The 12,345-nt window shown below is 36.2% G+C and carries 13 protein-coding genes and 1 tRNA gene; 11 read left to right on the top strand and 3 right to left on the bottom strand.

What is annotated here, in order from left to right:
* Positions 1-5: 5 nt before the first annotated feature.
* Positions 6-371, bottom strand: a complete 366-nt coding sequence (locus AAGD91_RS02495; protein ID WP_341821389.1) for a hypothetical protein — start codon at positions 369-371, stop codon at positions 6-8.
* Positions 372-477: 106 nt separating this feature from the next.
* A complete protein-coding gene (locus tag AAGD91_RS02500; protein WP_341821390.1) occupies positions 478-1,038 on the bottom strand; it encodes a hypothetical protein in 561 nt (186 codons plus the stop codon).
* A gap of 263 nt (positions 1,039-1,301) precedes the next feature.
* Here AAGD91_RS02500 and AAGD91_RS02505 point away from each other — a divergent pair, with 263 nt between their 5' ends.
* From AAGD91_RS02505 to AAGD91_RS02535, 7 genes are all read left to right on the top strand, one after another.
* Positions 1,302-3,494 (top strand): glycoside hydrolase TIM-barrel-like domain-containing protein, encoded by a 2,193-nt coding sequence (locus AAGD91_RS02505; protein WP_341821391.1) that lies wholly within the window; start codon positions 1,302-1,304, stop codon positions 3,492-3,494.
* Complete coding sequence (locus tag AAGD91_RS02510) at positions 3,470-4,507, top strand: phage tail protein (protein ID WP_341821393.1); 1,038 nt, start codon at positions 3,470-3,472, stop codon at positions 4,505-4,507. The genes AAGD91_RS02505 and AAGD91_RS02510 overlap by 25 nt, the downstream gene beginning before the upstream one ends.
* A gap of 225 nt (positions 4,508-4,732) precedes the next feature.
* Positions 4,733-5,908, top strand: coding sequence for a multidrug effflux MFS transporter (locus AAGD91_RS02515; protein WP_341821497.1), 1,176 nt, complete (start codon positions 4,733-4,735; stop codon positions 5,906-5,908).
* 56 nt (positions 5,909-5,964) lie between these two features.
* On the top strand, positions 5,965-7,140 hold the full coding sequence (locus AAGD91_RS02520) for an ankyrin repeat domain-containing protein (protein ID WP_341821498.1): 1,176 nt from the start codon (positions 5,965-5,967) through the stop codon (positions 7,138-7,140).
* A gap of 60 nt (positions 7,141-7,200) precedes the next feature.
* Complete coding sequence (locus AAGD91_RS02525; protein WP_341821394.1) at positions 7,201-7,611, top strand: ankyrin repeat domain-containing protein; 411 nt, start codon at positions 7,201-7,203, stop codon at positions 7,609-7,611.
* Positions 7,535-8,068, top strand: coding sequence for an ankyrin repeat domain-containing protein (locus AAGD91_RS02530; protein WP_341821395.1), 534 nt, complete (start codon positions 7,535-7,537; stop codon positions 8,066-8,068). The genes AAGD91_RS02525 and AAGD91_RS02530 overlap by 77 nt, the downstream gene beginning before the upstream one ends.
* 119 nt (positions 8,069-8,187) lie before the next feature.
* Positions 8,188-8,322, top strand: a complete 135-nt coding sequence (locus AAGD91_RS02535) for a hypothetical protein (RefSeq protein WP_341821396.1) — start codon at positions 8,188-8,190, stop codon at positions 8,320-8,322.
* A gap of 17 nt (positions 8,323-8,339) precedes the next feature.
* Here AAGD91_RS02535 and AAGD91_RS02540 read toward each other — a convergent pair whose 3' ends face one another.
* Positions 8,340-10,475: a transketolase gene (locus tag AAGD91_RS02540; RefSeq protein WP_341821397.1), complete on the bottom strand. Its 2,136-nt coding sequence runs from the start codon at positions 10,473-10,475 to the stop codon at positions 8,340-8,342.
* 113 nt (positions 10,476-10,588) lie between these two features.
* Between AAGD91_RS02540 and rpsD the strand changes: the two genes are divergently transcribed.
* The 4 genes from rpsD (at position 10,589) to AAGD91_RS02560 (ending at position 12,345) form a co-directional block, all read left to right on the top strand.
* Complete coding sequence (gene rpsD, locus AAGD91_RS02545; protein ID WP_341821398.1) at positions 10,589-11,203, top strand: 30S ribosomal protein S4; 615 nt, start codon at positions 10,589-10,591, stop codon at positions 11,201-11,203.
* Between the two features lie 10 nt (positions 11,204-11,213).
* Positions 11,214-11,300: transfer RNA gene (locus AAGD91_RS02550), tRNA-Leu, on the top strand.
* 30 nt (positions 11,301-11,330) lie between these two features.
* The gene (iscX, locus tag AAGD91_RS02555; RefSeq protein ID WP_253308941.1) at positions 11,331-11,525 is read left to right on the top strand and encodes a Fe-S cluster assembly protein IscX; all 195 of its coding nucleotides are present in this window, start codon (positions 11,331-11,333) and stop codon (positions 11,523-11,525) included.
* A 478-nt stretch (positions 11,526-12,003) separates the two neighbouring features.
* Positions 12,004-12,345, top strand: a complete 342-nt coding sequence (locus AAGD91_RS02560; RefSeq protein ID WP_182182927.1) for a DUF721 domain-containing protein — start codon at positions 12,004-12,006, stop codon at positions 12,343-12,345.

Raw genomic sequence — 12,345 nt, forward strand, 5'->3', positions numbered from 1 at the left:
TTACTTTAGGTAAAGCAAGATATTGTGCTATTGTACTGAAGATTACTAAGATGAGTTTTAACTAATTTGTCGCATTCTTTATCACCTAAAACTGCACGTGCAGAGTGGTTTTTAAATGACTCTACATAGCTTGAAAAGAAATTTGTAGAAGGATTACTTAAAGCTTCTGCAACTTCTTTTTTTTCTTTATCATTGGAAAGCTGATTAAATAGTTCTTCTCCCTTTTTTTGCAGCTCATTTTCAAATTCCTGCTTTATAGTATTCTTATCTGCTTTTTGCAAGAAGGAAAACTCTTCAAAAGTGTACAAGGAAGAGACAATATTGTTGAAGGTACCAGTAAAACATGCACTTGAACCACGACCACCATGCACTCCGTATTCTGTTTGCGATTCTACTAAATGTTTAACCAGTTGATATTTTCTCTGTGATATGCGGGTATTAATATCTATATTATGATCAGCATTTGCTCTAGTTTGATCATTGCAAGCCTTCCAAGCTAAATTTAAAACTTGCCTTCAATGTTAACCCGCTTCCACTATGTGTACCAGGGTTATTTTTTATACGCTCCAAGCACTCAAGTGCATGTTTTTTCTCATCTTCTGTAAGTTGATCTTTATCTGCAGATTTTTGTGTGCCATTTGCTATGCACTCTAACTGATCAATAAATCCTTCTATTTCCTCTATAAACTTATCATCAACATCAGGCTCGCCATAGTTTTCTTTTAGCTTTTGAACGTTAATATTAATTGCATCATTTACATTAGTATCATGCGTTGTTTGTGGGATACGTGCTGCCTCCATAAATGCTTCAGTTCTTTGCTCTAAACATTCCGGCATTTTGCCTCCTGCAAAAAGATATAGCTTACTCAATACCTTGGCGATTAAGAAAAACACCAGGAGAGAAATAACAAATATTATAAAAAGTACTACAAATAAACCTGTGATTAGCCACCTTACAGGAGCTAGCAGAATTTCTTTTGCTTTTTTTAATTTTGACGGTCTTTGTATGTTGTCTGGTGTATTTACTACTGCTAGCATAATTAGTTTAAGTTAGTATCAATATTTTTAATATACTATATTTTTTCTTATTTTGTCAACTCAAATTTCTACTTCCGCACTTTTTCATTGTTGCTTACAATGATTATAGCTACATGATTTACTCGTGTGTTTTTCTTAATTAAAAACTTCAACTATTCATTGTAAGCTATTGAATTTCTTATCATAGCATCTGTCATCCTAGTGCTCAGACACTTGGATCTTTCTCAAAAATTTCAAAAAAATCTATCAAGAGGAGGATTATCATGTCCACAATAATTTTATCATCAATTTTTGGTCAAGCAGGCAGCATTTTTGGTCCAATTGGCCAGATTATCGGCTCAGAACTCGGTGCTCTTCTTGGTGCGCAGCTTGATGGTGCGATGTTTAGCCTTGATGCTGAGCAGAAAGTAACGCATGGTGCGAGACTAAAAAATCTGCAAGTTCAAACCTCAACCTATGGAAGGACGATACCAATTATCTATGGCACTGCTCGCATTGCAGGGAACATTATTTGGTCACAGCCAATAAAAGAAGAGGCGATAACCACCAAAAGCAAAATTGGAAGAGGTATGAATGTTGAGTATAATTACTATGCAACGCTTGCAATTGCGATCTGCAAGGGGAAAGTAGAAAAATTAAACAGAATCTGGGCAGATACAACATCACTTAGCTTTGATGAAATAGATTATACTTTTTACCGCGGTACAGAAGACCAAAATCCTGATCCATTTATGTCGTCAATCGAAGGTGTGCCGGCTTATAGGGGAATATCTTACATAGTCATCAAGAATTTTCCTTTAGCAGACTATAATAACCGCGTTCCGGTATTCACATTTGAAGTGCAGACTATATTAAAGCCTAGCGGATTTTCAGTAGTAGAAAATATTCAGAATATCAATATAATACCAGGCTCAGGAGAGTTTGTATATGATACAAAAATACAGAAGAAAATCGCGCAAGAGAAAATAAGCAGCAACCAATATATCCCATATGGGCTGGCACAAAGGGTAAATCATAACAACCACACTAAAAAGAGCGATGCAGTGCTTTCTTTGGATCAATTAAAGGGAGATTTACCAAATGTTGAGTGGGTATCGGTAGTAGTCAATTGGTTTGTGAATGATCTGAACATTAAAGATTGTAAAATATACCCTGCAGTTGAATTTCAAGATGATTCCGCAATATTACCTGATGATTGGCAAGTAGGAAGTAGTACCAGAGATGATGCTCAGCTAATTTCAAAAGATGATAATGGAAACCCAAGATATGGTGGCACAGTTAGTGATTCAGCGCTAATAAGATATATAGAAGAGCTACACAGCAGAGGCTACAAGGTGATGCTCTATCCGATGCCCTTACTTGATACAAAGAACAAAGAGTGGCGAGGAAGATTGAGCGGGGCTCCTCAAGATATAAGTGATTTTTTTAAGAATCAGTACAACAAATTTATAGAGCATTATGCAAGCATTGCCAAACAAACTAAAGTGGAAGGGTTTATCATTGGTTCTGAATTTGTTGAACTTACCAAAATCAGAGATGAAAAAGGTAATTACCCTGCAGTGGCAGAGCTAGTTAAGCTTGCAAAGCAGATAAAACTTGATCTTGGAAAAGAAGTAACAGTAACTTACGCTGCGGATTGGAGCGAATACCACTCATATGATGGTTGGTATAATATGGATGTACTGTGGTCTTCACAGTACATCGACGTTGTTGGCATAGATGCTTATTTTCCACTGACTGATGGTCCAGAGCCTCCTTTTGGCTATTCTGCGGAAGATGTAATGGGTGGTTGGAGCAGTGGAGTGGGGTATGATTATTTCTATGATTACTCAAAAAGTGAGCCTGAAAAAGTAAAGTATAACGACAGCAGGTATGCGTGGAAAAATATAGAGAAATGGTGGAGTGAAACTCACATAAACCCCGGTGGTAGTAAAACAAAATGGCAACCAAAAATGAAAAAAATATGGTTTACTGAATATGGATTTCCCAGTATGAACGGCTGCACTAATGAGCCAAATGTGTTTGTTGAAAAAGGCAGCATAGAGAGCAAATATCCACGATATTCAAACGGAGAAGTGAGCTTTCTTTCACAAAAAATTGCAATTGAAGGAACGCTAAAGAAGTGGCAAAGCTCAGAAATGGTAGAAAAAATGTTTCTCTGGGCATGGGATGCAAGGCCATTTCCTTACTTTCCCAATTTGTGTGATGTGTGGGCTGACTGCCATAACTGGCAGACAGGACATTGGATTCAGGGAAAGCTTTCACAGCTTAATATTTCCGATGTTTTATTGGATCTGTTACAAAAAACAGGTTTAAAAAGCAATCAGTTCGATACAAGCAACGTCAAAGGGTTATTGTCTGGATATGTGATAAACGACCAGCAACCCGTACGTTCAATTATTAAAATGCTGCAAAGTTGCTATTTTTTGATGTGGTTGAACAGGGCTCTAAACTGAAATTTGTCCAAAAGGGCAGGGGAGTTACAACTGTAATGCCAATTGGTGAAACGGTTTTCAGTAACAATTCAAAGCAAATGCAACTTGTTAATATTAGTCAACTGGATTTAAACAATAAAGTTAACATCGTTTATTTTAATCGCAATTTTGGCTATCCAATTGATGTTAAATATGCTGAGTTGCCAAAGCAAGGCACTGCTGCAACAGTTGAAATACCGCTCATTATGGAGGAGGGAGAGGCACAAAATATCGCTGAAGTTTTACTTTATTCTTCGTGGCAAGAGAGAAATATATACAATTTCAAGCTACCGATAAAATATGCATGGCTTGCGCCAAGTGATGTCATAACGATTTTAGACGGTGAGAAAAAGCATACGGTGAGAATTATAAAAACAAAATTTGAAAGCATGTCCATTCAAGTAATTGGCGTTGGTTATGATCACTCTATATATAAGCTTTCTTTTCCTTCAACAAGGTCACTTATGCTGAAGGAATACCCTCCTTCTCACATCAGCAAAACCATCATAGAAATGATAGATTTACAGCATGTTAAAGGTAATAGCGCAAGCTTTGCTTTAATTAATGAGGAAAAGAATTGGAAAGGAGCAACACTCTTTATTTCGTACAACGATAAGGATTATAAGCCTATCGCAAGCACAAATAAACATTCTACTTACGGATATGTAATGGAATCTACCGATGAGGGGCTTGTAATAGTATTACGTTTTGGTAAGCTGCTAGGAATTATCGATTCAAATTCAGCATTAATCGGAAAAGAGATAGTGAAATTCCAGAGTACTAAACTCATAGATAAAAATAAATATAAGCTTAGCAGCCTAATTAGAGGGCAAGAAGGTACTAAAGAGTATGAGCATACAGGAGGTGAGAAATTTACCTTACTTGATGATTCAATAATTTCTTTTGAAGTGCAATCAGGGAGAAAATTTTACCTCAAAGCAGTGACTTATGGTGATTCGTTGGATAACACGGAAGCAAAGGTCCTGAACAATTGATGCTCAGTATTTAAACTTAAACCTGAATAATTGAAGATAAGATATTGAAATTCAGGCTTTTTATGATTTTAGCTTAAGATTCCAGTGTCCGCTACTCGAATGACATCGTTTACTATGTAACATTGTACTTATACTAATGAAAAAAATATATTATAATCAAGTATATTTAATCCAGTAAATCATTAAGTGAAAACAGCTCTTTCGCAAAATATCATCTCTCTTATTATGATATTGTCTGTAGCAATTGTCGATATGGCAACTGACCTATACTCAGTTGCACTACCAAGCATTGCCAATTATTTTAAAGTAGAAGGCAGTGTAGTGCAGCTTACAATTAGCTTGAATCTAGTTGGATTTGGAGTATCTGGATTAATTTATGGTCCATTATCGGACCGTTATGGTAGGCGTCCAATGATGCTGATGGGTATGACAATTTTTACTTTGGCAAGTGTCATGTGTTATATAGCCGACAGTATTATGCTCTTGATACTAATTCGCTTCATACAAGGAGCAGGGGCTGGTGTTGCAGGTGTTGTTGGGTATGCAGCAATAAGGGATATGTACTCGGGTAGTGAATACTCGAGAGTAATTTCAAAGTTAAATATGGTAGTGGCACTCTCACCTGGAATAGCTCCAGTGGTGGGCGGTTATATAATTTCACATGGGTATAGTTGGAAATTTTTGTTTTTTATTATGTCACTTGTGGCAATTGCTATGCTTATTTTTATTTACTTTAAGTTACAAGAAACACTCACTGTGAATAAAAATGAAACCAGTATAACTACTAATATCTTCAAGCAATATATATCAATATTTAGAAATTATCGTTTCCTTGGGTTTTCAGCCATTCATGGATTAACTTTCATGTGGCTTTGGGCATATGTTGCTAACTACCCGTTCATATTTGGATCAATGGGCATTGAAGTACAGTATTTTGGCTACCTCATATCGATCATAGTCATATTTTACATAATTGGAACTTTAATTAATAGAAGGTATGTACCAAAAGTAGGGGTGAGCAAAATGCTAATAATAGGTTTGGTGTTACCGATAATATCCGATAGTTTATTGGTATATTTTTATTTCGCGGACAAGTTAAATATATTAATTCTTCAAGTTGCCTGGATTCCAGCCAATATTGGGCTTGCATTAGTAATCAGCAATAACGTAACTTCTGCTTTAGAAACGATCAAAGGTATAGGGCTTGGTAGTGCAGTCCTCTCATTCTGCAATATGATGTTTGGGGCTATTGGAATATATATAGTAGGAAAATTTTTTCGCTATGGTATTTTACCAAATTTACTATTAACAATAGCATGCTCTACAATTGCAATTCTTATGTACAGCCTGCTCAAATATACTGAAAAACAAGGGTATTATTTGCGTGATCCAGGAACATAAAGGTCATAGATTATTAACGGCTTTATCATAACAATATAGTTTACAGGAGGTGTGTGATGAGTAATGTAAATGAAGATAATGAAGATATAGGTAATGATTTAATTCAGGCTGCTAAAAAAGGTGATATTAATGAAGTAAGACGTCTAATAAGTGAAGGAGTAGATGTTAATGCAAAAGATAATATTGGATGGACTCCTTTACGTTGGGCTGTTAAAAATAATCACTCTACTACAGCAGAAGTTCTATTAGATAATGGAGCAGATTTGATTACTTTCGACTCTGTTCAAGAACGCTACGTGTGGAGGAAATACCAAGAAATAGAAACTGAACATTGCAAGAATTCTCTACATCTGGCTGCTAGGCTTGGCAACTTGGAAGCAGTAGAAGATCTATTAGGGAAAGGGGCAGATGTTAATGCACAAAATGACATAGGAAATACTCCTTTACACTTCGCTGCTGAAAATGGCCATAAAGAGGTAGTAGATGCCCTATTGGGAAAAGATGGAATCAATGTTAATGCACAAGATAAATATAACAATACTCCTTTGCATTTAGCTGCTCAAATGGGCTATGCAGAGATAGTAAAAGATCTATTGGACAAAGGAGCAAATGTTAATGCAAAAGATAAGAGTGGATGGACTCCTTTACATTTGGCTACTATCTATAAACACGAAGATATAGTAAAACTTCTATTAGACGATGAAGCAAATGTTACTGCAGTAGATAACCATAGATATACTCCTTTACATTATGCTACTATTGGTAGTAATAAGATACAGATGATACGCGATCTATTACATAAAGGAGCAAGTGTTAATGCACAAAATGATAGAGGAAATACTCCTTTACATTTGACTGCTGAAAATGAACAGAAGGACGCAGACATTGTATTGCGTATTCTATTAGAAAGACTCGAACCAGATGTTAATGCGCAAGATAAAGATGGAAATACTCCTTTAAACCTGGCTATTAAGCATGGCAAGGCAGAAGTTGTATTACGTTGGGCTGCCAAAATGGGCCATGTGGAGATAGTAAGAGATCTATTGAAAGTAGAAAATATCAATGTTAATGCACAAGATCTATATGGAAATACTCTTTTAGATTTGGCTGCTGAAAACTACCATCTGGAGGTGATGGGAATTCTATTAAGTAATGGAGCAAGTCCTGTTAATTTAGTGAATCTATATGGATGTAATCCTTTACATTTGGCTGTTGCAAAAGGCGATGTGTAGGGAGTATTAAATGAACAAGCAAATGTCAATTCAGTAGAACGTAAAAATAACTGGACTCCTTTGCATCTGGCTCTTAAAAAGGACAAGATAGATATAGATGTGTTGAACGCTCTACTTAGAAAAGGGGGAATTGATGTTAATTTAGCAGATAGCAATAAAGATACTCCTTTACATTTGGTTTTTAAAAAGGACAACATAGACATAAATGTATTGAACGCTCTACTTAGAAAAGAGGGAATCAATGTTAATTTACAAAATATAGATGGAAAGACTCCTTTACACCTGGTAATTAAAAAAAGCAACTGGAATACATTACCGCATGTATCGTGGAGCCGTGAAACGATGGTTGATATTCTAATAGAAGTGGAAGCAAATGTTGATGCAGTAGATAAGTATGATAGGACTCCTTTACATTTGGCTGCTGAAAACGGATATAGTAAAAACTCTGTTAGGAAAAGGAGCAGATGTTAATGCAAAAGATAATTCTGGAAAGACCCCTTTACATTTTGCTGCTCAATTTAACAGAGAAAAAGAGGTAGTAGAAGTACTATTAACAGCAAAAAAAGTTGATATTAATATAGTAGATAAAGATGGAAATACTCCCTTAGATTTAGCCACTGATGACAAAATAAAAACTCTATTGCAACCCGCAGAAAACCCTGATGCTGGTTCAGTTGATGAGCCATCGACGGATAGTGAAGGGGTTCAAGAAGAAGATGCTGGTACAAAAAAGAAAGAAAAACAAGAAGATAATGCTCAACCAGGATCAGATAATAGCAAAGAAGGGAAAGAAACCAGCAACACCAGTGCAGGACAAGGAACTGGTGTAAGCAACGGTAGTCAACCTACAGGATCTACACAAAATAATGGAGGACAAACCAGCAACACATTACAGGACAAGGAACTTGTGTACAAGACAACGGTGTAAATCCTGTTGCTCCTACACAAACAGAAGAACAGCCGAGTTCTTTTTTTGGTAGTTTGTTTAGTATACTTATGAAGCCTTTTTCATTAATTGCATCATTTTTTGCTGGTTTTTTTTCATGGTTGTTTGGGTCTAACGAAGAAAAAATTGATGAATCTACATCACAAACCGATGCTAGTGTTTCTTTACCTAAACTCGATTCATTAGACAAAGAAAATAATGATATCAATAATTATGATGTAATGAACAACGAATAGAGAGTAACGCAAGAGGTCTACTGAATATAAACCAGTTTCTCACACACACATTTTACTACGTGATCAGCGCTGATATTAAAATGCTCATAAAGTGTTTTATAAGGTGCTGATTCTCCAAAGCTTTTCATACCAATAAATATACCGTTTGAACCTATATATTTATGCCAACCCATTTCACTTCCAGTTTCAATTGCAACTTTGATGCTGTCATTATTTAATATCGCCGCTTTATATTCATCACTTTGCTCGTCAAAAAGCCTCCAGCATGGCATAGAAATAACCCTTGTACCTATGCCTTTTTCCTGCAATTTCTCCCTTGCTTCAACTGTAATTTCAACCTCGGACCCCGTAGCAAATATTGTCACTTTTAATTCTTTTGAACATTCACACAAAATATATGCACCAAACTTCGATAGATTAGCAGATTGATCGATATCAAAATAGAATTTGCGCATGTAACTTACGTTTTGCCTTGAGAGCGCAAACAGTGCAGGTGATTCTTTTTTTTCGAGTGCAATGCTAACACACTCTAGAGTTTCAACTGCATCGGCTGGCCTAAAAACATATAGATTTGGTATAGCACGAAGAGAGGCTAAATGCTCTATTGGTTGGTGAGTTGGGCCATCTTCTCCCACTCCAATTGAGTCATGAGTCATCACATAGATAACCTGCTGTTTCATCAAAGCTGAAAGACGTATAGCAGGACGACAGTAGTCGGAAAATACCAAAAAAGTGCTACCATAAGGAAGAATCGCGCCGTGAAGTGCCATACCATTCATACATGCTGCCATAGCGTGTTCTCTCACTCCATAGTGGACATAAGAACCACTATAATTATTACTATCTATTACCTGCATGTGCTTATATTTAGTGCAATTTGACCCAGTAAGATCAGCAGAACCGCCGATTAATTCCGGCATATGTTGTGTTAAAAGTTTCATTACCATGCCGAAAGAAGAACGTGTAGCTTCGTTTGGCATTGTCTCGTGTATTTGTTTCTTCAAGTTAGCCAAAACATTATCGATATTGTCTGGTAGACGTTTATCTAACCGTCTTTGAAGTTCTTTATTTTGACTGGATTCCAGTGTCAAGCACTTGAATGACACCGAATTGCTGTTATCTGGCAGACGCTCATCTAGTCGCCTTTGAAGTTCTGCATGATATCCTGTCATCCCAGCATTCTCTTCTGTCATCCCAGTGCTTGACACTGGGATCCATTCTTTTTCTTCTTCACTGGTCACATGCTGGAATGACAATGAATTGTAATTTTGTTTTGCTCTCTCAACAGTTTTCATCCAGGCATTTTTTACATCATCTGGCACATGGAATGGCTCGTAATTCCAATTTAATTTCTCTCTCATCTGTTTGATGTCTTCCTCCGAAAAAGCACCACTGTGAGCAGAGGATGTGCCAGCACGGCTTGAAAATTTTCCGATAATAGTTTTGCAGCAGATCATTGTAGGTTTATCAGACTTTTTTGCTTGCTCTATTGCAAGGGATATGGCATCAAAATCATGGCCATCAATTTTGTCAACATTCCATCCATACGCTAAGAAGCGTTTCTCTACATCATCAGAGCAGGAAAGGCAAGTAGCGCCATCTATAGAGATATCATTATCATCAAAAAGGGCTATTAATTTATTCAATTTAAGATGCCCAGCAAGTGATGCTGCTTCATGGCTTATTCCTTCCATAAGACAGCCATCCCCTAGCATTACGTAAGTGTAGTGATTGATTCTGAATTGCTTTTTAAGGATTGATTCAGCAAGTGCCATGCCAACAGCAGTGGCAAACCCCTGACCGAGCGGGCCTGTTGTTGCCTCTACCCCGGAAATCAAGCCAAACTCTGGATGACCTGGGGTCTTGGATCCCATTTGCCTAAAGTTTTTTAGCTCATCTATGCTAGTATAACCTGTCAAATATAATATTGAGTATAGTAACATTGACCCATGACCGTTTGATAAAACAAAGCGATCTCTATTGAACCATTTAGAATTATCAGGATTATGATTCAGATATTTAGCAAACAAAACAGTTGCAACATCTGCCATGCCAAGTGGCATACCTGGGTGTCCAGAGTTTGCTTTTTGTACTGCATCAATTGATAAAAAACGGATGGCGTTTGCCATAGATTCCAAATGTGAATGATTCATGTGTTAATAGAAAAACTTAAAAATGAAGTATAAAAGATTATATCAGCAAAAACAAGTTGACACTGAGTGCTAAAATCCTTAATAATCTAAAGTTAAATCGTGAAAGTTTTTATATGACAACTGTTATCACTAGAAAGTATAGGATTAGCCGTAGACTTGGTGTAAATTTATGTGGTAGAGCTAAAGACCCAGTAAACAAAAGGAAATACCCTCCAGGTCAACATGGTATTCTTGGATTCAAGAAGTTATCCGACTTTGGTAAGCAGTTTGCTGCGCATAAGAAATTTAAGTTTTACTATGCGATTTCAAGTAAGCAGCTCAGACGTACATTTTTAGATGCTTATAACAGAAGGGGTTATACGGCTGATAATTTTATCGGTATTTTAGAATCAAGGCTCAGTTCTGTTTTATACCACTCTGGTCTTGTGCCAACAATTTATGCAGCGAAGCAGCTCATATCTCATAAGCACGTTACAGTTAATGATAAGGTGGTCAACATATCGAGTTATCGAGTGAAACCAGGTGATATAATAAAAATAAGAGAAAGGGCAGCAAAAATCCCTGTAGTGGTAGAGGCTGAACAAAAACAAGAGCGCAAGGCTCCGGATTATTTAGAGACAGATAGTAAAGAGCATTCAGTGAAGTATTTGAGGTCACCTCAATATTCTGAGGTTCCTTATTCAGCAGACATGGAAGTCAATTTAGTAGTAGAGTTTTACTCTAGATAGATAAAAAAAAGCCCGTGTGGCGGAATCGGTAGACGCAGCGGACTTAAAATCCGTGGGTTTTGCGACCTTGGGAGTTCAAGTCTCCCCATGGGCACCAATTTAACTTAGCAGATAAATACAAAAAATTATGAAATGGCTTGATATAGAAGATATTGTAGAAGCTCTAGAGGAAAAATTTCCAGATGAGAATATAATTAATATCAGATTCACTGAGCTTAAAAAAAAGGTCTTGAGTTTAGAGGAATTTGATGATGATGAAAAACGCTGTAACGAGAAAATACTCGAAGCCATTCAAGCAGCTTGGATTGAGGAAAGATCTTAACAAATAAGAAATAACTATCGCTATTAAAAGTTAGCGCGTGACGCTGGAATCCAGAAAAAAAAGAAAAATGGATCCCAGTATCAAGTACTGGGATGACAACAAAAAAGAAGGAGTCTAAAATTCGGACACCGTATATCATTCATTTTAGACAATACTGTACTTTTTAAATCTAATTTAAAATTCACTCAAGTTAATAATAATTTAACTAATTACAATTAAAACAGCTAGAAGGTTAATTATGAGGCAAAGATGGCAGCACAAAAATTTTTGGATGGAACGTGATTACGACTTGCCTGACAAGTGCTACGTTGAGATAAATTTTACATAAAAATACTGCTTTTTACGGTGTGAGGCTAGAGGTTTGTAAAGTAGTTAGAAGGTTGTCATCCCAGTGTTAGCTACTTAGATTTGGCACTGAGGAAATCCAATGTAGTAGTAAACCTTACTTATTTAGTTATACTAGAAACAAAACAGAAAAATGCTCAAACGTAGCGGTCCAAAAAAATTAAAGTCTATAATTGAAAATTACGCATTAAAATGCATGAAAAATAAGATTAGCAAAAATGAAATACGTCTGATTTTAAACTGGCGAAATATAGTAGGGAAAGAAATAGCAGAGTGTACAAAACCGAAAAAGATCTCATATGCACAGAATGTAAATTCTGGTGTATTGCATCTAGTAGTAACAAATGGCAGTAAAGCATTAGAAATTCAGCATATGATTTCTCTTATAATAGAAAAAATTACGATATTTTTTGGCTATAAAGCAGTATATGGTATAAAAATTAAGCAAGAGAGTATTGACTATTTGACTATATAA

The organism is Wolbachia endosymbiont (group A) of Myopa testacea (genome assembly GCF_964027115.1).
Taxonomy (GTDB): Bacteria; Pseudomonadota; Alphaproteobacteria; order Rickettsiales; family Anaplasmataceae; genus Wolbachia.